The 18,621-nt window shown below is 62.9% G+C and carries 19 protein-coding genes; 4 read left to right on the top strand and 15 right to left on the bottom strand.

All coding sequences use genetic code 11. The annotated features are described in order from the left end of the window. Positions 1-9: 9 nt before the first annotated feature. The 3 genes from NKH04_RS15560 to NKH04_RS15570 form a co-directional block, all read right to left on the bottom strand. Complete coding sequence (locus tag NKH04_RS15560; RefSeq protein ID WP_353044508.1) at positions 10-975, bottom strand: Do family serine endopeptidase; 966 nt, start codon at positions 973-975, stop codon at positions 10-12. 143 nt (positions 976-1,118) lie between these two features. Then, entirely contained in the window at positions 1,119-1,514 is a 396-nt protein-coding gene (locus NKH04_RS15565) for a hypothetical protein (protein ID WP_353044509.1), read from the bottom strand. A gap of 78 nt (positions 1,515-1,592) precedes the next feature. Beyond that, positions 1,593-1,982, bottom strand: coding sequence for a hypothetical protein (locus NKH04_RS15570; protein WP_352614715.1), 390 nt, complete (start codon positions 1,980-1,982; stop codon positions 1,593-1,595). A gap of 761 nt (positions 1,983-2,743) precedes the next feature. Here NKH04_RS15570 and NKH04_RS15575 point away from each other — a divergent pair. Beyond that, the gene (locus NKH04_RS15575; RefSeq protein WP_352683973.1) at positions 2,744-3,145 is read left to right on the top strand and encodes a hypothetical protein; all 402 of its coding nucleotides are present in this window, start codon (positions 2,744-2,746) and stop codon (positions 3,143-3,145) included. Between the two features lie 139 nt (positions 3,146-3,284). On the opposite strand, the gene NKH04_RS15580 is transcribed toward NKH04_RS15575, so the two are convergent. From NKH04_RS15580 to NKH04_RS15615, 8 genes are all read right to left on the bottom strand, one after another. Next, positions 3,285-4,925, bottom strand: coding sequence for an ABC transporter substrate-binding protein (locus NKH04_RS15580; RefSeq protein ID WP_352771355.1), 1,641 nt, complete (start codon positions 4,923-4,925; stop codon positions 3,285-3,287). A gap of 318 nt (positions 4,926-5,243) precedes the next feature. Beyond that, entirely contained in the window at positions 5,244-6,236 is a 993-nt protein-coding gene (locus tag NKH04_RS15585; protein ID WP_352771353.1) for an alpha/beta hydrolase, read from the bottom strand. A gap of 16 nt (positions 6,237-6,252) precedes the next feature. Then, positions 6,253-6,930, bottom strand: coding sequence for an isochorismatase family protein (locus tag NKH04_RS15590; protein WP_352539770.1), 678 nt, complete (start codon positions 6,928-6,930; stop codon positions 6,253-6,255). 20 nt (positions 6,931-6,950) lie between these two features. Then, entirely contained in the window at positions 6,951-8,255 is a 1,305-nt protein-coding gene (locus tag NKH04_RS15595; protein ID WP_352539769.1) for a M24 family metallopeptidase, read from the bottom strand. 326 nt (positions 8,256-8,581) lie between these two features. Beyond that, positions 8,582-9,559: a GlxA family transcriptional regulator gene (locus tag NKH04_RS15600; RefSeq protein ID WP_352458590.1), complete on the bottom strand. Its 978-nt coding sequence runs from the start codon at positions 9,557-9,559 to the stop codon at positions 8,582-8,584. A gap of 327 nt (positions 9,560-9,886) precedes the next feature. Continuing rightward, positions 9,887-11,068, bottom strand: coding sequence for a cystathionine gamma-synthase (locus NKH04_RS15605; protein WP_352458589.1), 1,182 nt, complete (start codon positions 11,066-11,068; stop codon positions 9,887-9,889). Beyond that, positions 11,065-12,489, bottom strand: coding sequence for a pyridoxal-phosphate dependent enzyme (locus tag NKH04_RS15610; protein WP_353044510.1), 1,425 nt, complete (start codon positions 12,487-12,489; stop codon positions 11,065-11,067). Before NKH04_RS15610 ends, NKH04_RS15605 begins: the two co-directional genes overlap by 4 nt. A 187-nt stretch (positions 12,490-12,676) precedes the next feature. After that, on the bottom strand, positions 12,677-13,075 hold the full coding sequence (locus NKH04_RS15615) for a RidA family protein (protein ID WP_352458587.1): 399 nt from the start codon (positions 13,073-13,075) through the stop codon (positions 12,677-12,679). A 155-nt stretch (positions 13,076-13,230) separates the two neighbouring features. On the opposite strand from NKH04_RS15615, the gene NKH04_RS15620 reads away from it, so the two are divergent. Further along, positions 13,231-13,560, top strand: a complete 330-nt coding sequence (locus NKH04_RS15620; protein ID WP_352458586.1) for a hypothetical protein — start codon at positions 13,231-13,233, stop codon at positions 13,558-13,560. Further along, complete coding sequence (locus tag NKH04_RS15625) at positions 13,557-14,204, top strand: cysteine hydrolase family protein (protein WP_353044511.1); 648 nt, start codon at positions 13,557-13,559, stop codon at positions 14,202-14,204. The genes NKH04_RS15620 and NKH04_RS15625 overlap by 4 nt, the downstream gene beginning before the upstream one ends. Before the next feature lie 114 nt (positions 14,205-14,318). Here NKH04_RS15625 and NKH04_RS15630 read toward each other — a convergent pair whose 3' ends face one another. The 4 genes from NKH04_RS15630 to NKH04_RS15645 form a co-directional block, all read right to left on the bottom strand. Continuing rightward, positions 14,319-14,672, bottom strand: a complete 354-nt coding sequence (locus tag NKH04_RS15630) for a winged helix-turn-helix transcriptional regulator (RefSeq protein WP_352771345.1) — start codon at positions 14,670-14,672, stop codon at positions 14,319-14,321. A gap of 328 nt (positions 14,673-15,000) precedes the next feature. Beyond that, complete coding sequence (locus NKH04_RS15635; RefSeq protein WP_352473976.1) at positions 15,001-16,347, bottom strand: FAD/NAD(P)-binding protein; 1,347 nt, start codon at positions 16,345-16,347, stop codon at positions 15,001-15,003. Positions 16,348-16,396: 49 nt separating this feature from the next. Further along, complete coding sequence (locus tag NKH04_RS15640; protein WP_023675902.1) at positions 16,397-16,849, bottom strand: RrF2 family transcriptional regulator; 453 nt, start codon at positions 16,847-16,849, stop codon at positions 16,397-16,399. A 147-nt stretch (positions 16,850-16,996) separates the two neighbouring features. Further along, entirely contained in the window at positions 16,997-17,188 is a 192-nt protein-coding gene (locus NKH04_RS15645; protein WP_352458582.1) for a hypothetical protein, read from the bottom strand. A 339-nt stretch (positions 17,189-17,527) separates the two neighbouring features. Here NKH04_RS15645 and tauA point away from each other — a divergent pair, with 339 nt between their 5' ends. Then, entirely contained in the window at positions 17,528-18,541 is a 1,014-nt protein-coding gene (gene tauA / locus NKH04_RS15650; RefSeq protein WP_352995942.1) for a taurine ABC transporter substrate-binding protein, read from the top strand. The last annotated feature ends 80 nt before the right edge of the window (positions 18,542-18,621 follow it).

The following is an 18,621-nucleotide window of genomic DNA, read 5'->3' on the forward strand; positions in this document are numbered from 1 at the left end:
CGGTCGCCGCTAGTTGGCATTGTCATCGTCCGATCCGTCAGCGTCGTTACTGTCATCCGACGTGTCGTCATTACTGTCGGTGCTGTTTTCGTCTTCACCATCTGCCGACGGGTCGTCATCGTCATTCTGATCGCTGGAATCGTCCTGATCATCGGAATCATTGTTGTCAGTGCTGTCATCCGACGCATCGTCATCCGTGCTATCGTCGTCGGTGTCGGTGCTGTTCTTGTCATCATCACCGTCTGTTGAGTTTTCATCGTCGTTCTGATCGCTCGAATCGTCCTGATCGGAACTGTTGTCGTCGGTACTGTCGGCCGGGTTATTGTCGTCAGTGTCGGTGCTGGTATCGTCGTCGTCAGCATCGGGAGAAGACACATTTGCGTCTGGACTGGCGTCGCCGGGCAGCGACTCGTCCCCGCGATAGCTTGTGTCATTGAGGCCCGTCTCCATCTCCTCGTCATACTCATCGACGATCTGCGTCCATTCCTCTCGATTGTCGACGCTCGTCCATTGGGAGATATTGTTGACCGAGATGTTGGTGTTGAAGTTGTTGACGGTGATGTTGGTGTTGACCTCGACGACATCTGCGACTTCTGTCCCGCGATTCACGCCAAACAGGAAACTGGTGGCACTCGCGGCAAGGGCGGCCCAAACGAACCTATCGACATCGCGCGGCGTCGAAATCGGTTGATGCCGCACTGTGGCAAGCACGTCACCCGGTCGGATGCCTTGCCGCGCGGCAACACCGTGGGGTGCAACGGCCAGGACATACACGCCGCGAAGCTTGGGCGGGATCTGGTAGCGGTGCCGAGAGGCGTGATTGATCGGTATCAGAACCGCGTTAAGAGCCCGGGAAACATAGGGTTTCGGCAGATCATATTTGCTGGCATACGCAACATTGATCGTGTGCGGGACAGCTACACTCACAACAGCCGTCATTTTCACTGAAGTTGCCAATGCACGGGCGAGCTGCATTATCAGTCTGGATTTTCGAACGGTTTGCATTTTGCACATCCTGCAGCTGATGATTGGAGTCGATCTCAGAGCCCCGGCGCCCCGGAGCGCTCACCAATCATTCTCCCCCTGCACCAACGGTCAGCGGCAATTTCCAGCGATCATCACCGTCGTTCCGTAACTTCCTCGGCAAAACACTTTGCCAGGTCTTGCGGCGCTCCGAGCTTCTTCGCCCAGGATACCAGTTCAGGTTTTTCCGACGGCTCGGCATAGCCGCCCCACACGTCGCGAAACTGCTTCTTTCCGTCGACTGTCTGGAAGAACATCACGCCGTCGTCGCTCACCGGCGTGGAGACGTAGGCGGCGCTCCAGCTGCCGCTCTCCATGATCGTGAAGAACTTTGCCTGAGCGGGCTTGAACTTATTGGTCATCGCCGAGACGACGAGAGGGGCATATTCCTGCTTGCGCGCCTTCGTCACTTCGACCTTTATACCGTCACAGGCGTTATTCGCAGCGAAAGCGGACGTCAGCGCCATTCCCAACCCCGCAAGGCCGACCATAACGATTTTGGCATGTCGCCGGACCAGGCCGCTGAATTCAGACATGATTGGCTTCCTCCTTGTTCGCCCCCGAGTCCGTTAATCGGAATCGTCATCGTCGGATGAATTGTCATCGTCCGGTGTATCGACCTCGCAGCCGATGCCGCGGCAGCCTTGGTAGTTGCCTTGCGTATCGAAGTTGGGATTGCCTTCTCTGTCGTACTGCGGTCTGTCGTCGATACTTTGATCCCCGTCATCAGGATCGTCGACTTTACATCCGAGCCCATGGCAGCCGATGTAACGGCCCCTGGTATCGAAGTTGGGATTGCCGTTCCTGTCGAACTGCGGCCGATAGTCAATCTGTCGGCCACCTTTATGGGGCCGATCAGCCAGGCAGCCCTTTCCGCGACAACCGCCGTAGTCGTCGGTGGTACAACCGGCGATCGCCATCAAAGCAGTGGCCAAGGTCGCATAGATTACGAATTTCATGATTCATTCCTCCGACTGGCTGGCGGCGGACATCGTCCATATCGGAAGGCCATTGCAGGCGGCGATCCCCGCTTTTGCCGCGAAGGCTGGCGCCAATCGGAGGAGGGCAAAGCTTCGCCGGCCATCAAACGAGAGCCAGGCTGTGGGCGATGCATTCGACGACTTAGCCGACGGTTGCCGTAGTCTCTTGCGTCGGGTCGAACGCTCCCGGCCGGGGCCGCCGCATTAGCGAGTGTCAATATTCCTCTCCATGCTTAGTGCCCCGTCCGCCCAAGCATGTTTCAACGATCCGCTGACGCGGCTGTGCTTCCAAGAAATGCATCCAAGTCAGCCTATGACAAGGACAAATCCCAATATCGCAGGATTGAATTTTGCAAATGCTTAATAATTCGGAATCAGCACGGGCTATCTTAGCAGATACTGAAATGTGACCAGCAGCAAGATTCCGGAATGCTTCCTTAGGTTTGTTCTCATTAAGCCGAGTTAGTACAAGCAATATTCTATGCTGTTGTGAATTTTGCGCCAGCTCTACAAAAAGGGCGCGACGAACCCACCCCAATCGCGATCTATTGTGGTATTTTTTCGAACCCAGCCAACCCTTGCGAGGGCCGAAAGAAACGTGCCCTTTGCCCGACTTTTCAACGCTGCGGAGTGCCAAATAGAGGCACAGTGGGGGCGGCACATCCCACAAAAGCTCGCAGAGGCGGCTGCGGCCGACCGGATGCGGCGCCAGCGCCAGATAGGCGAGCAGCGCACACAGCTTGCGCGATTTTGGGAGCCGGCTGATCGACCAGAACATCGCGCAAGGGCATTATCTCGGCGCGCTGATCGCGGCCGAACCGGCACTCGAACTGGTAGCGCCGGTGAGCATCAACATCGTGTGCTTTCGCTACCGCGCGGACGGACTGGGCGGGGAGCGCCTGAAAGCGCTCAATACCGAGATCATGCTGAGGCTGCAGGAAGAAGGCATCGCCGCCATTTCCGACACGACGGTGCATGGCCAGCATAGCCTCAGGGTGGCGATCAACAACCACCGCACCCGGCGCGACGATCTGGACCTGCTGGTGCGGGAGACCGTGCGGCTTGGACTGGAGATTTCAAGGCCTGGCGTGGCTCTTCCTTCTCCCCTTGTGGGAGAAGGTGGACGCGAAGCGGCCGGATGAGGGGTGTTCCAGCTTGATACTGACGGCACTCCGTCCGCACCCCTCAACCGTCTTGGCGCTGCGCGCCAATCCACCTTCTCCCACAAGGGGAGAAGGAAGAAAGAGCGGCGCTGGCCCCGACAATTGGTCGTCTGCAAGGCTACGCCTCGAGCCAGACCTTCTCGAAATGCTGCTCGAGCGATTGGTGCTGCTCGCAGCCATGCACGCCCTTGCGGTAGGTGCGGTAGACCGAGCGCCAGTAGGGCTGGATGATGACGCCGGAATCGCGCAGATTCTGTTCGATCTTGGCCATGAGCTCCTTGCGGGCGCCGGGATCGGGCATCGCCAGCGCCTTGTCGAGCAGACTGTCGAATTCCGGATCGGCGTAGGCGGTCTCGTTCCACGCGGCGCCAGACTTATAAGCGAGCGCCAGCACCTGGACGCCGAGCGGCCGGCCGAGCCATTCCGTGCAGGAGAAAGGATATTTGCTCCAGTCGTTCCAGAAGGTCGCGGCCGGCAGCACGGTGCGCTTGATCTTCAGCCCGGCCTCGCGCATCTGCGCGGCGATGGCGTCGCCGGAGCTCTTCTGCCAGTCGACGTCGACCGAGATGAGTTCGTATTCGTGGTCGGCCTTGCCGGCCTCGGCGAGCAGGGCCTTGGCTTGATCAATGTTGCGGACGGCCGGGCCGATATCGGCATATTCGGGATGCATCGGCCCGACATGATGGTTCTCGGCAGGCTTGCCGCGGTTGTCCATGCCGATCTTCAGCACGGCGGCGTTGTCGACGGCGAGCTGGGCGGCGCGGCGCACCTTGATGTCGTCATAGGGCGGATTGCCGATATTGAACCGCGCGACGATGGTCGAGCCGGTGGCGATTTCCGAATTGCTCAGGCCCATGGAGTCGGTCTGCGCAACCGTGTCGGAGGCGGTTTCGTGATCGGTGTCGATCTCGCCCGATTCGAAGGCCGACAGCATCGCATTGGGGTCGGAGCCGTAGTCCACCCATTTGATGCCGTCGAGGTAGAACTCGCCCTTCCACCATGGCTTGTCTTTGCGGCGGACTTCGGCGCCGACCTCGGCGTCCCATGCCACGAGTTCGCAAGGCCCGGTGGTGATCGCCAATGCCTTCAGCGGATCGCCGTCGCCTTCATAGCTGCGGTGCATGATCAGCGCCGGGTAGTCGGCCATGCCGGCGATCAGCGAAATGTCGGGCTTCGGCAAATTGAGCCGCACGGTGACGTCGTCGACGCGCTCGATGCCGCCGTCGACGGGCTTCTTGGTATCGGCGTTGACCAGTGCGCCCATGCGCGCGGCGACTGAATTGCCGGCGACGGACGCATCACACCAGCGCGTCAGATTGTGGATCACGTCGTCGGCGTTGAAGGTGTCGCCGTTCGACCAGGTGATGCCCTTGCGGACATGCAGCGTCAGGACGCGGGCGTCGTCGCTGGTCTCCCAGCTCTCGAGCAGCCATGGCTCGAAGGTGAAGTCGCGCTTCCAGCGCACCAAATATTCGTTGCACTGGCGGGCGACGTTGGACATCTCGACGCCGTCGAAGGTGCGCGGATCCTTCCAGCCCTTGACGTTCATGGCAACGCGCAAGACGCCGCCGCGCTTCGCCTCCTCGGCCCTGGCCGGTGACGGCGCAAGCCCGCCAAGCGCCAGCGCGCCGGCAGCGCTGACACCGAGCGCAGCCATGGTGGCGAGATATTCGCGCCGGTTCATCTGGCCTTTCTTGAAGCCATCGGCGACGGGCTCGGCCTGCGGATGCAGTTTTCGATCGGTCAGCATGAACTTCATTGTCGTCATTCCCCTGTTGTTGGCACCTCTGCCGATCGCCAAACGCGGGGGACGGATGCGATCGCCGGAGCGCCATTGCCTTGGGGATGATAGGGCGAGCGCCCGTGGGGGAGTGTTCGGACTTCCGCAGTTCTTGTGCGCTGTTCCGCAAGCGGGAGGTCCCCTCACCCGGATTGCCAACCGAATTGCGAAGGGCAGTTCGGGGCAATCCGACCTCGCCCCCGGGGGAGAGGAGGTCGCCTGCGTTGATGCCAGGCTCTTCTCGCCAGCGGGGAGAAGGTGGACGCGAAGCCGCCGGATGAGGGGGCCTTCGCAACCTCAGTAAGGCCAGTCGCCTTTGCCAAGCGCGGCGATGGCCGCAATGATGCGGGCGAAGGCTTCACCGGCGCGCGGAACGGTTTTGCGGGCGCGCAGGAAACTGTGCACCAGACGCGGCTCCTCGCGCCACCAGGCGCGGCCGCCGGCGGCGAGGATGCAGTCGCGATAGGCCTCGCCGTCGGAGGACAGCGGATCGCACTCGGCCGTGATGATGAAGGTCGGCGGCAGGCCGGAGAAATTGCTGCCTCGGAGCGGCGAAAAGGTCGGATCGTCGGGCGACTGTGCCTTTGCGGAGCGCACGTTGCGATAGAATTCGATATCGCGCAACGTCAGCAGCGGCGCTTCGGCGTGCTCGACACAGGAGCCGGCGCTCTCTTTGCCAACTGGTTCCGGGCCGCCGAGCTCGGGATAGATCAGCACCTGGCCGATCGCATGGCGAGGATGACGGTGTGTCGCCTGTGCCACCGCAGCGGCCAGATTGCCGCCGGCGCTTTCGCCGCAGAGCACTATCGGCAGGCCGGCCGTCGCCGTCGCCCATTCGAATACGGCCAGCGCATCGTCGAAGGCGGCCGGATGCAGATGCTCGGGCGCCAGCCGGTAATCGGCGGACAGCACGGCAAAGCCGGTGCCGGCGCATATCTCGGCGCAGATGTCGTCATGGCTGTCGAGCCCGCCAAGGACGAAGCCGCCGCCGTGATAATAGACAACCATCGCCTGCGGCGCCGTGCCCGCCATCTGGTAACGTCGGACCGGGATCGCACGGTCGCCGGCAGGAACCGCGCTGTCGCTGGCCTTGACACCAGGTGGATAGGGCTCGCGAAACGTCCGGCACATGGCATTATAGACCGCCCGCTGCCTGTCGATCGGCATGTAGACGATTTCGGGCGGATACCACTCGTTGACCCGATCGATATAGGCCCACAGCTCCGGATCGAGCAGCGTCTGGTATTTTCCGCGCCCTCTCGTTCCGGGTCGCTCGGCCTCGGTGATCATCGCTGCGCGATCCCGCTCAGAGCTCGGCGTAGAGCCGGGCAGCATTTTCATAGCTGAAGCGCAGCGGCACCGAGCCCTCGACCTGCCAGGCTTCGACCGTCTCGCCTGCCAGCAGCCGGCAGGCGCCGTCGGTGGTGGTGACGGCACCGCCATAGAGCCGGTTGGCAAGGTTGAGGATGGCCGTCTGGTGCATCGCCGTGCTGCCACTGCCGCAGGCATCCTTGACCAGCAGCACTCGAAACCCGAGCGCCACCGCATCCTTGACGGTGGCATCGATGCAGGCCTCGGTCCAGACGCCGGCAACGACCAGCCACTCGATGCCATCGGCCTTCAGCCGCTCGGCGGCAGGCCCCGCGCGGAAGGCGCTGGCATCGGTCTTGACCAACATCATCTCGCCTGTCGCCGGGCCCACTTCCGCGCAGATCGCAGTCAGCGGATCGTCCTTGTCGGAAAATGCCGACTTGCCGCTGGCCTCGACCGGGTGGAACGGCCGCGCCGTGGCGAGATCGACGATATAGGCCCAGTGATACAAAGGCACATGATTGGCCCGTGCTGCTGTCTGCAGGCGCTGGACGTTGGCGAGGATATCGCCATAGCCTTCGACCAGATAGCGCTTGTCCCGCCGATGCTCCTCCTGGAGATCGATAAACACCGCCGCCGCCTTGCCGCGCTTGATCGAGATCGGGCTTTTCATGCAAAACTGCCTGTCAGCACTCAAACGTGTCTGTCAAGGAAATCATCCTCATAGGGGAAGCGCGACAGGAGCTCGGTGCCGGTCTCGGTGATCAGGATCTCGTCTTCCAGCTTGACGCCCTCGCGGCCGCCCTTCTCGCCGATATAGCTTTCGACGCTGACCACCATGCCGGGCACGATGAAACCGTCGCGGCCATAGGTCTCGTAGTCCATGGCGTGCGCTATGAACGGCGTTTCGCCATGCATGCCGACGCCGTGCATGACCGAGGTATAACGCTGGTCGACGAAGCGGTCCGGTATCTTCCAGGCCCTTTCGGCAATCTCGCGAAACGCCATGCCCGGCTTGACGACCCCGATATTGTGCTGAACCTGGTCGTGCGCCATGCGGTAGAGCGACTTCTGATAATCCGTCGGCTTGCCCGGTCCGCAACGGAAGGTGCGCGAAAAGTCCGAATAATAGCCGTAGCAGCCGATCGTATCGGTATCGAGCGCCAAGAGTTCGCCCGGCCTGATCTTGCGGCCGCTCGCCTCGTTGAACCACGGATTGGTGCGCTGGCCCGAGGTCAGCAGCCGGGTCTCGATGAACTCGCCGCCTTGCCGGATGACCTCACCATACATGATGGCGAACAGCTCGTTTTCGGAAACGCCAGGTTTGATCGCCTCGCGCACGGCATAGACCGCAGCCTCGGCACCAGCCATCGACACCTGCAGGCATTTTACTTCCTCGGGCGTCTTGACCGCGCGCACCGCCAAAATCTCGCCCTGGCAATCCCGCACCTCGCAGCCGCGCTTTTCGAGCGCCAGTGCCTGCAGATGACTGCAGCGGTCAAGGCCGAGCTTCATCGAGCCGCCGCCATGCACCTTGAGCAATTCGGCGATCTCATCGGCGAACGGGCCGGCGGTCTCGTCGTCGCGGCCTGACACCGACGACCAGACCAGCTTGGACGGACGCGCCTCGTCGATCGTGTCGAGCACCATCGAGACATGGTAGCTCTGCGGATATTCGAACAGCACGATCGGCCCTTCGGTGGGTATGAAGAAATAGCGCGTCGAGTTGCGCAGGAAATAGCCGAACATGTTGCGCGAACCGGTGGCGTAGCGCTGGTTGTAGGGATCGAACAAAACGACGCCGCCATAGCCGGCCTCGCGCATCCAGGCGCGCAGCCTGGCAAGCCGGCCCTTGCGCAGCGCGTCGGCGTCGATGAAGGACGGCTCGGTGTCCGACAGCCACATACCGCCGGCCGGATCCGCCGCCGCCGGATGGCGCATGCGATCCCTAAAGTCGACATCCTCGGTGCTGTCGGGGTCAAAAACGACGATGCTCATGGGTGCCTCCTGGAAGCGGCGAGGATGGGCCATGCGCCGCGTAGAGGCTGTGCGCGATACCGCAGATGTTGTGCCGGATGCCGCAGCCCCGACGCGCCGGCGATCCTTCGCGCCCCTCTCTGTCCTGCCGGACATCTCCCCCACGAGGGACCACGAGGGGGGAGATCGGCAGCTTCGCCGATGGCGCTACTCTCGCGATGTTGGCACGCGATGTTGGCAATTGGCGAAAGCGGAGGCGACGGCCAATCTCCCCCCTTTGTGGCCCTTTGTGGGGGAGATGCCCGGCAGGGCAGAGAGGGGCGCTGTCCCGCCAACATCCGAAATACCTAATGTCTGCGCATCACCTTCGGCGCATGGCCATGCTCCTCCCGAAACGCCCGCGCAAAACTCGACATCGAGGCGAAGCCGCAGGCCAGCGCCACGTCGCGCACCATCAGCGTCGAATGCGCCAGGAGGTCGGCGGCACGCTTCAGCCGCAGGCGGCGGTAATAGCCGTTGGGCGAGATACTGAGTTCGGAGCGGAAATTGCGTTCGAGCTTATCGGAGGAGATACCAAGTCGCCCCGCCAGTTCCGCCATGCCGAGCCGCTCCTCCACCGCATCCTCCATGATGGCGATGGCCGACAGCACCAGTTCGTTCTGCACGCCGGTCCGCAGCCTGAGCGGCATCAGCTTGCGGTCGACGCTGGAGCGTAGCGGGCTGTGCACAAACCATTCGGCGACGCCGGCGGCCAGTTCGGCGCCATAATCGCCGGTGATGATCTCCAGCATCATGTCGAGGCTGCCGACGCCACCGGCCGAAGTGAAGCGCTTGCGGTCGATGACATAGAGATCGCGCCTCAGCTCGATGTCCGGAAACGCTTCGGTGAAGGCAGCCTGGCTGGTCCAGTGCAAGGTGCAGGCATGACCGTCGAGCAGGCCGGCCCGAGCTAGGAAGAAGGCGGCATCCGCCACCGCGCCGATATGGGCACCGCCGCGCAGGCTTTTGCGGATCCAGCTCACGGCATCCTCGGCGACGAGATGATCGGCGTCACCGCCTGAGCAGACGACGATGCGATCGACCTTCGGCGCGTCATGGGCGGAAAAGCCGGGCTGAATGACGACGCCATTCGAGGCCTCGACGGGGCCTTCGGCGGCGCCGACGATGATCCAGCGGTACCAGTCCCGCTTGGCCAGCACGTTCGCCGCGCGCAGCGGCTCGATCACCGAGCTGAACGCCATCATCGGAAAGCCTGGGAAGACCAGGATGGCGAAGGTGAGCGGGGTATCGCTTGCCGTCGGTTGGTTGCGTTGTCGGTTGTTCATAGCTTCCGGAGCCAGGCAGCAAGGTGGATCTGGAAGCTACAATTCTGCCAGATGGCGCCAAGGTCAACGGAATAGAATGTAAGACACATGGATATGGGTGCAGAATAAGCGCCGCTCGTTCGCGATCCTTCACGCCCCCTCTGTCCTGCCGGACATCTCCCCCACAAGCGGGGAGATCGGCAGCTTCGCCGTCCCGTGCGTGTTTCAGCGTTGGAGGTTGGCGAAAGCGCAAGATGACGGCCAAATTCCCCCCTCGTGGCCGAGATGCCCGGTAGGGCAGAGGGGGGCACTGTCCTGCCGACGTCTCGCAGGTTCTTGTTGGCGGGCTCAGCTCGCCAGCGCCTGATCCAGATCCGCGATCAGATCGTCGCCATCCTCGATCCCGGCCGACAGCCTTACCAGCGAATCCGAAATCCCGATCTCGGCGCGTTTTTTCGCCGGGATCGAGCCGTGCGTCATCAGCGCCGGGTGCTCGATCAGGCTTTCGACGCCGCCGAGGCTTTCGGCCAGCGTGAACAGTTGCGTATGTTCGAGGAAGCGTTTGGTGCCGGCGAGGTCGCGGTCGAGCTCGACCGTGATCATGCCGCCGAAGGCGTGCATCTGCCGCCTGGCGATGGCGTGCTGCGGGTGGCTGGGCAGGCCGGGATAGATGACACGGCGGATGTCGGGACGGCTTTCCAGCCAGTGCGCGATCTTCTGGCCGTTCGACGAATGACGCTCCATCCTCAGCGCCAGCGTCTTCAGTCCGCGCAGCGCCAGGAAACTGTCGAACGGCCCGGAAATGGCGCCGATGGCGTTCTGCAGAAATTTCAGCCGGTCAGCGAGATCCTTGTTGTCGCCGACCACGGCGACGCCGCCGACCATGTCGGAATGGCCGTTGAGGTATTTTGTCGTCGAATGGACCACGATGTCGATGCCGAGCTCCAGCGGCCGCTGCAGATAGGGGCTGCAGAAAGTGTTGTCGGCGACTGAGAGCACGCCTTTGCGCCTGGCAAGTGCTGCGACGCCTTCGAGGTCGACGACACGCAGCAGCGGGTTGGTCGGCGTCTCGACCCAGAGCATTTTGGTTTCCGGGCGGATCGCCGCCTCGACCGCGGCAAGATCGGTGAAGTCAACGAAGTCGACCTGGAGGTTGGCGGAGCGCTTGCGCACCCGCTCGAGCAGCCGAAACGTGCCGCCATAGATGTCGTCGGTGGCGACGATGTGGGCGCCGGAATCGAGCAGTTCGAAAATAGTGGCGATCGCTGCCAGCCCCGAAGCGAAGGCGAAGGCGGCTGTGCCGCTTTCGAGATCGGCCACAGCGCGTTCGAAGGCGAAGCGGGTCGGGTTCTGGCTGCGGGCATATTCAAAGCCCTTGTGCACGCCCGGGCTCTGCTGACCGTAGGTCGAAGTGGCATAGATCGGTACCATCACCGCGCCCGTCGTCGGGTCGTGGCTCTGGCCGCCATGGATGGTGCGCGTCGAAAAGGCGAGGCGGTTTTTGCCCGATACGGTGGCTTTGACGGTCATCGGGCGCGCCTCAGATGGTTGATCAGGTCAATGCGTGTTATCAGCCCGATGAATTCGTCGCCGTCGAAGACGATGGCGACCTCGTTGCGATCAAACACCGGCAGCAACGCGTCCAGCGTCTGGCTGGCTTGCAGCGTGTGCAGGGTAGAGGTCATGGCCGTACTGACCGGAGCCTTGAAGCGGTCCCAGCGGCTGTCATAGGGGCCTTCGACCTTGGCGAGGATATCGCTTTCGTCGATGATGCCGACGAGCTTGCCCTCGTCCAGCACCGGCAGCTGCGAGACGTCCGAGCGGCGCATACGGCCATAGGCGTTGAGCAGGCTTTCGTCCGGACCGACATACACGGTGTCACCGGTGCGGTGCGAACGCATCACCAGATCGCGCAAATCGCCATGCTGCTCCTGCTCGGCAAGGCCCTGCTCGGCCAGCCAGAAGTCGTCGAACACTTTCGACAGGTACTTGTTGCCGCTGTCGCAGACGAAGGTGACGACGCGCTTCGGCACGGTCTGCTCGCGGCAATAGCGGAGCGCTGCCGAAAGCAACGTGCCGGACGACGAGCCGGCGAGGATGCCTTCCTTCGAAAGCAGGTCGCGCACCGCCAGCATGCTCTGCTTGTCGGGGATGGAATAGGCCTTCCTGACCAGCGACAGATCGGCATTGGGCGGGACGAAATCCTCGCCGATGCCTTCGACGGTCCAGCTCCCGGCCTCTATCATCTTGCCGGTCTTGATCAACGGCGCCAGCACCGAGCCGACCGGATCGGCCAAAATCATCTCGGTCTTTGGCGAGACTTTCGCAAAGTAGCGGCCGAGCCCGGTCAGCGTGCCGCCGGACCCGACGCCGACGACAACCGCATCGACGTCGCCTTCGAGCTGTTGGAAGATTTCCGGTCCGGTCGTGGTTTCATGAGCCAGCGGATTGGCCGGGTTGGCAAACTGGTTGGCATAGAAGGCGCCGGGCAGCTCGGCGGCGATCTTTTCGGCCATGTCCTGATAATATTCGGCATGACCCTTGCCGACATCGGAACGCGTCATCCGCACCTCCGCGCCGAGCGCCCGCAAATGCTGGATCTTTTCGCGCGACATCTTGTCGGGGACGACCAGGATGATGCGGTAGCCCTTGGGGATGCCGACCTGGGCGAGACCAAGACCGGTGTTGCCGGCGGTCGCCTCCACAATCGTCCCGCCGCGCTTCAGTTTGCCCTGTTTTTCGGCGGCGGCAATCATCGACAGCGCGATGCGGTCCTTGATCGAGCCGCCGGGATTCTGGCTTTCGAGCTTGATGAACAGCCGGCACTTGCCGATGTCGAATTTGGTCAGCTCGACGACCGGCGTCTGCCCGATCAGGTCGAGAACCGAGGCATAAGGCGGGCGCAGGCGGGACGATGCATCGTCCGATGTCACGATCTTGTGCTTGCTCATGTCAGATGCTCCGTTGCCAGAATGAGCAACCGCCCTGGAAGACGGCAACCTACCGTCTTTTCCAGCCGTTTGCAGTTGGAAAGAAGATAGATCGTGCCAATCCGGCCGCCAGCAGGGGAATGGAATTTCGCGAAAGCTTCGTCGGCCTGCAGGCAGGGGCAAAAGATTTGCAGAACCCGCTTAGGGTTCAGGCGATCGCGGCCTGGGCTTCGATCTCGATCAGAAAATCCGGATTGCCGAGGCCGGCGACGCGCAGCACCTTGATGATCGGCGGCGCGCCACGGTTTGCCCAGAACGCCATCCAGGCGCCGAAGGCCGGCCCTATGTCCAGGTCGCCGGCGATATAGACCGAGAGGCTGACGAGGTCTTCAGGCTTTGCCCCACCGGCTTCCAGCACCTTTGCCAGGTTGGAAAGCGCCTGAGCGGTCTGTGCAGCGAGATCGTCCCTGGCGACGGTCCGGCCTTGCGCGTCGACGCCATTCTGGCCGCCGACCAGCACGATGCGCGCGGATGCCGGCAGCGACACGCCGTGCGAATAGGCCGGATTGCTGTGCATGCCCTCGGGGTTCAGCCTTTCGATGGTCACCGCGCTTTTCTCCTCTTCAGCAAAAATTATCCTGCGGCCGCCCATAGGATCAACGGCAATCGTGCGGGCGTTTCAACGCACCATCTCGTTCGTTGCGGCCGCCGATTCCGCCATGCTACCCGGCGCTGGGCGAACAGCAATGCAAGGAACGGCCGATGAAGATTCTTGCCTATGACAATTTCAAGCCCGGCGTCACGCTCGACGATTTGCGGCCTTATCTGCGCGACGAAGTGTCGAATGTCTGGCGGCTCTGGAAGGCGGGGATCGTGCGGGAGAATTATGCGCGCGCCGATATTGGCGGCGTCATCATCGTCTTCGAGCTCGACAGCGTCGCGGAAGCGCGGCGCTACACCGAGGACTTCCCGCTGTCCAAGGCCGGGCTGCTAGAATGGCACTTCATCGCCTTCGACGCGCCATTGCCGCTGGAATTCCTGTTCGATCCGACGGTCGATATCGCCAAGCCATGGGACCGGACTGCGGCATGATCCGGTCGAGCGACGGGATCGAAATCCCGGCCAGCCTGGCTGAGTGGGGCGATCCGCGCCGCACGGCGCTGGTGGTCTACGACATGCAGGTCGGCATCTGCCGGCAGGTGGCCGGCGCCGCGACCATCGTCGAGCGTACCGGTACGGTGCTAGAAGCGGCGCGCGGGGCCGGAATGCGGGTGGCGTTCACGCGCCACCTGTCGCTGCCGCGCAAATGGATGGGCGCGACGCAGCTGCGCACCGCCATGGCCTGGCAGCGGCGCGACAGCCCCGACACGGTCGAGCCGTGGTTCCCGCGCGACGCCGAAGCGACGCGGATCGTGCCCGAGCTGGACCCCCGCGCGGACGAGGCGGTATTCGACAAGCTCACGATGTCGGCGTTCGATTCCACCGCGCTCGGCTTTGCCTTGCGCGATTGCGGCGTGCGCACGATAGCGCTCGCTGGCATCGCCATGGAGATCGGCATCGAGCCGACCGTTCGCCAGGCGACCGACAATGGCTTTGTCGCCGTGGTAATCGAGGATGCCTGTGGCTTCGGCAACCGCGAAGCGCGCGACCGCTCGATGGCAACGCTACGCTTCCTCGGCGAAGCCGTCGTCACCGACGTCGCAAGCTTCTGCAGCGCGCTTGCCGGCGCGGGTTGAGGGCAATCGGCTTGCCGCGCGACCTACCGTTTCACGGCAACGCCGAACCGCTCCATCGCTTTGTCTTCACACATTACGGACGGAAAACCGCTCCGCGCCTTTCCCGGAATTGATCTAGATGGTGGCTGCGCTGTCGGTGCGAAAACGCACGCCCTCGGCGCGACCGTGCACGCTGCCCCAGTCGTAGAGCGCCTGGAGCGCGGCGGCGAGATCTTCACCGCGCCCGGTCAAGGCGTAGCGCCCCTTGCCGTCGGGCGACGTCTGGAGCGTGACGAAGCCGATCTCGACAAGCTCGGCCAGGCGCTGCGTCAGCATCTTGTCCGAGAGTGAGGGAATCAGCCGGCGCAGGTCGGAATAGCGCATCGGCTGTTCCTTGATGCGCGCCAGGATCACCGTCTTCCATTTGCCCCCGAGCGCGTCGAGCGCGAACTCGACCGGACAGCCGTAGAGTCTTCCGCGTTGGGTCATGCGCCATGGTAGGCAAGGCACGGTGACGACGAAAGCAGAATTTGCCCGGCCATCTGGCCAGGGTCGCGGCTCACGGCCTCGCCGACTACAAAATCCATGGAGGAGAACGAAGACGAGCGTGCGCGACATCAATCCGGTCGATGCGAGACGGCCGAAACGTGTGGCGTCATCGCCTGGCTGTCTCGACCACCACAGGCTGCTGGTCGGCTCTGGTGGAGCGAGCTCCCGCACCCTGGTTCGCCTTCACCGAACGCGGCTATGCGGTCGAGATCTTTTCACCCGGCGACAGCGGTCTTGCATCCGAGATCGCGTCAAGACAGAGGCGGCCTCATCCGAGCAAGCGCTTGCTCAGCCGCGCGCACTGCACGCGAATATCGGGAATGGCGTCGATTTCGAAGAAGGTGCCGCGCGTCAGTGGACCGACGGCGAGGATATTGGCGAATACCGTGCCGTCGCCGGCGATGACCTCGCAGTTCGCGGTCACGTCGAGGCCGAGGCGCAGCGGATCCGGCCGTGCCAGCCCACGCTCGACCAGCGACCGCACCACGCTGTTCGAGGTGGTCGAGATGTCCCTGGCGATGCCTGTGCAATCATAGATGCGGGTGACGTCGAACCTTTCGAGCTGCTGCGTGTGGCGCGACTGGACCTGTAGGCTGAAGCCGTCGCCGGCGGCGATCTCAACGACGCGGCCGGCGACAAGGCGGATGCGGCCCGCTTGCACCGCCTCGGCAACGCGGGCGTAGACTTCCGGCGCCATGCGATGGCGGTGGATGTCCCACCAGGCCTTGGTGTGCTCGACGAAGCGGCGCTTGGCCGAGGACGGCCAGTTCTGCCAGATCTTCTGGTTGAAGGGTCTCAGACCGTCGACGACGTCGCGCCAGTCGATGCCGGCCTTCTGGTTTTCCCGGATCAGGTCGCGGAACCAGCCGACGAAATAGGAAAGCTGGGTGCCGAGCGGAATGTCGGCAACGTCGAGCTTGATCGGATTGCCCTTGCGATGCGGCGAAGGCAGCAGGCCGCGCCGCGACACCGCGACGATCGCGCCGCGGTGGCCGCGCTGCTCGAGCGACAGGAAGGCATCGACCATGCTCAAGCCGGTGCCCAGCACCAGGACTCGGGCTTCGGGGTCGAGCGCAGTGTCCGCCTCGGATCCCATCCTGATCGCATGCCCCTGCCCCGCCCCCGGCTCTTCGTCGTGGCCGGTGGCGAGCACGGCAAGATGCGCAACCACGCTGGTGCCGTTGGCCAGCGCCACTTCGACGCCTGACGCGGTCGGCGAGATCGACAGGCTCTCCTCGCGGATCAAGCGCAGCCGGCCCGTCTGCTGCTCACGCGCCTCGAGCTCGTCGAGCAACTCCTTGAGATAGCGGGCGTAGACGCTGCGCGGCGCATAGACCGGCGCCTGTTCCGGCGTTGCCAGGCCGCGTTCAAGCAGCCAGCGCGAGAAATTGCCGGGATCGTCGGCATAGGCGCTCATGCCCGACGCGCTGACATTCAGCACATGCGCCGACAGCAGCGTTGAATAGGCCATGCCTTGCCCAAAATGCGGGCGTTTTTCGATCAGGCTGACACGTAGATCGGGATTGGGCGACTTCAGCAGATGAGCGGCAAGCACGACACCGCTGGCGCCGCCGCCGACAATGATGATCGAACTTGGCGTAGCGCGCCCGGTCATGCGCACACCAGCTGTCCTGGCGATCGTCGCCGGCTCAGGAGAGATTGGTTCAGGCCTGGATTTTCAACGCCGCCGAAAAATCCTCGTCGCCGGCGATGTCGCGCATTTCCGCGAGGCTGCGCTGATCCAGCACCTCGGCGATGGCCTGCCGGACCTCCAGCATCAGGTGTCGGACTTGGCATGTCGCCTCGTTGCAGTCTTCGCAGCGCTGATACTGGGTGCGGCTGGCGCAAGGAATGGGGGCAAGCGGCCCGTCGAGCACGCGCACGACGTGGCCGACCTTGATCTCGTCCGCTGGGCGTGCCAGCCGGTAGCCGCCTTCCTTGCCCTTGCGGCTCTGAACGAAACCGGCATTGCGCAATTCGCCAAGGATGGCATCGAGGAACTTCTTCGGAATATTGTTTCCTGTGGCGATGTCGTTGACGAAGGCGAGCTGTCCAACCGGCAGGCGCGCCAGATGGACGAGCGCCTTGAGGCCGTATTTACCTTTTTTCGTGAGCATAACCCGCACGTTTCTCTGTCATGCGATGGCGCAAGGCCACCGGTTGCGAAACGCCTGGCGTGCCTCCCCGCCGCGTCCAAGCTGTCACTACAGATAAATTCTAGTGACATGATATACAAGCCGAGAAACGTTGATTTTGCTTCGTTTTCACGCCGCAATGGCCATTTTGGCCGGGGCTTGTGCTCTTGCGAGCACAGGAGCCACCGCGAATGACACACCGGCAAACTGGCCGGCGGCAGGAATGTCCCGATCGGCGAGAATACCAACAGCAGCTTCTGCCCCTGAATTTGAAGGCCAAAGCATGCCGCGCGCGGCAACAAGGAGGGTGGCGTCGCTCATCGTCCTCTCCAATCCTTCAATGTCGATAAGGATACTAGACTTAACCGCGAACACAGGGAACTTGTTTCCAATTTCTTGGCTATCCACAGTATGGATTTGCCGATGCAGGGGCGAAAACGGGAAAATCCTTGTTGCGCGCAAGGACGACGTGGAAGAGGTTCCCGGGCAAGGACGATGGTTCTCACCCGAGCCGTCACCCAGAAGCGCGCGAACTGCCATAGCCAGATGACTTTTTCTAACAAGACCGCACCGATTGGAAGGATTTAACTCTACAAGAACGATAGAGTTAGATGACTATGAAACGCAATCCGGGTTTTCCTCGTTTCCAAGGAGCGTTTCATGTCCACCATTTCGCGACGTATCGTTCTCTTGTCCTCGGCGGCCTTGGCTGGCGCCGCCTTTCTCGGCCAAGCCGATGCGCAGGACCTCAAGATCACTATCGGCTACCAGACGGTCGTCGAGCCCTCGAAGGTGCCGCAGGCCGACGGCGCCTATGAGAGCGCGACCAAGGCGGCAATCGACTGGCGGAAATTCGATTCCGGCGCCGACGTGATCGCCGCCATCGCTTCCGGATCGGTCGACATTGGCTATGTCGGTTCGAGCCCGCTGGCGGCGGCGGCGAGCCGCGAGCTTCCAATCCAGACAATCTTCATTGTCGGGCTGATCGGCGAATCCGAGGCCCTTGTCGCCCGCAACGGCGCCGGCATCGAGAAGGCCGCCGACCTTGCCGGCAGGAAGGTGGCGGTGCCCTTCGTTTCGACGACGCATTACAGCCTGCTTGCCGCGCTGAAGCATGAGGGTGTCGACCCGAAGTCGATCGATATTCTCAATTTGCGGCCACCGGAGATCGCGGCGGCATGGGCGCGCGGCGACATCGACGCCGCCTATGTCTGGGATCCGGCACTCGGCCAGATCAAGACTTCGGGCAAGGTCGTGCTGGATTCCTCGCAGGTCGCCGCCTGGGGCGCGCCGACCTTCGACGCCTGGATCGTGCGCACCGATTTCGCCGAAAGGAACCCGGAAGCGGTGCGCGACTTCGTCAAGGTGACGGGCGCGGCCTATGCCGAGTTCCTGGCCAAGCCGGACGCCTGGTCGGTGACGTCGCCGCAAGCGGCGAAGATCGCCACGATCACCGGGGCCAAGCTGGAGGACGTGCCGCAACTATTGAGGGGCTATGTCTTCCCGACGCTCGAGGAGCAAGCCTCGGACAAGTTCCTCGGTGGCGGCACGGTCAAAGCGGTCGAGGCGACATCGGCCTTCCTCAAGGAGCAGGGCAAGATCGACGCCGTGCTGCCGGATTATTCGGAATACGTATCGTCGAAATATGTCAGCGAAGCGCTTGCCTCGAACTGACGCCAACGCGCGCGGTTCTCCTTCCCTGACGCCGCGTGCTCCCTGCCCCGAACCGCTTGCGAGGAGCGGCTTCGGGGCAG

Origin of the sequence: Mesorhizobium sp. M1365 (assembly GCF_040317865.1) — a bacterium.
Lineage (GTDB): Bacteria > Pseudomonadota > Alphaproteobacteria > Rhizobiales > Rhizobiaceae > Mesorhizobium.

Coding starts and splice junctions, on each gene's coding strand:
- NKH04_RS15560 (WP_353044508.1), bottom strand. CDS start 975: ATGCAGCTCGCCCGTGCATTGGCAACTTCAGTGAAAATGACGGCTGTT.
- NKH04_RS15565 (WP_353044509.1), bottom strand. CDS start 1,514: ATGGTCGGCCTTGCGGGGTTGGGAATGGCGCTGACGTCCGCTTTCGCT.
- NKH04_RS15570 (WP_352614715.1), bottom strand. CDS start 1,982: ATGAAATTCGTAATCTATGCGACCTTGGCCACTGCTTTGATGGCGATC.
- NKH04_RS15580 (WP_352771355.1), bottom strand. CDS start 4,925: ATGAAGTTCATGCTGACCGATCGAAAACTGCATCCGCAGGCCGAGCCC.
- NKH04_RS15585 (WP_352771353.1), bottom strand. CDS start 6,236: ATGATCACCGAGGCCGAGCGACCCGGAACGAGAGGGCGCGGAAAATAC.
- NKH04_RS15590 (WP_352539770.1), bottom strand. CDS start 6,930: ATGAAAAGCCCGATCTCGATCAAGCGCGGCAAGGCGGCGGCGGTGTTT.
- NKH04_RS15595 (WP_352539769.1), bottom strand. CDS start 8,255: ATGAGCATCGTCGTTTTTGACCCCGACAGCACCGAGGATGTCGACTTT.
- NKH04_RS15600 (WP_352458590.1), bottom strand. CDS start 9,559: ATGAACAACCGACAACGCAACCAACCGACGGCAAGCGATACCCCGCTC.
- NKH04_RS15605 (WP_352458589.1), bottom strand. CDS start 11,068: ATGACCGTCAAAGCCACCGTATCGGGCAAAAACCGCCTCGCCTTTTCG.
- NKH04_RS15610 (WP_353044510.1), bottom strand. CDS start 12,489: ATGAGCAAGCACAAGATCGTGACATCGGACGATGCATCGTCCCGCCTG.
- NKH04_RS15620 (WP_352458586.1), top strand. CDS start 13,231: ATGAAGATTCTTGCCTATGACAATTTCAAGCCCGGCGTCACGCTCGAC.
- NKH04_RS15625 (WP_353044511.1), top strand. CDS start 13,557: ATGATCCGGTCGAGCGACGGGATCGAAATCCCGGCCAGCCTGGCTGAG.
- NKH04_RS15630 (WP_352771345.1), bottom strand. CDS start 14,672: ATGACCCAACGCGGAAGACTCTACGGCTGTCCGGTCGAGTTCGCGCTC.
- NKH04_RS15635 (WP_352473976.1), bottom strand. CDS start 16,347: ATGACCGGGCGCGCTACGCCAAGTTCGATCATCATTGTCGGCGGCGGC.
- NKH04_RS15640 (WP_023675902.1), bottom strand. CDS start 16,849: ATGCTCACGAAAAAAGGTAAATACGGCCTCAAGGCGCTCGTCCATCTG.
- NKH04_RS15645 (WP_352458582.1), bottom strand. CDS start 17,188: ATGAGCGACGCCACCCTCCTTGTTGCCGCGCGCGGCATGCTTTGGCCT.
- tauA (WP_352995942.1), top strand. CDS start 17,528: ATGTCCACCATTTCGCGACGTATCGTTCTCTTGTCCTCGGCGGCCTTG.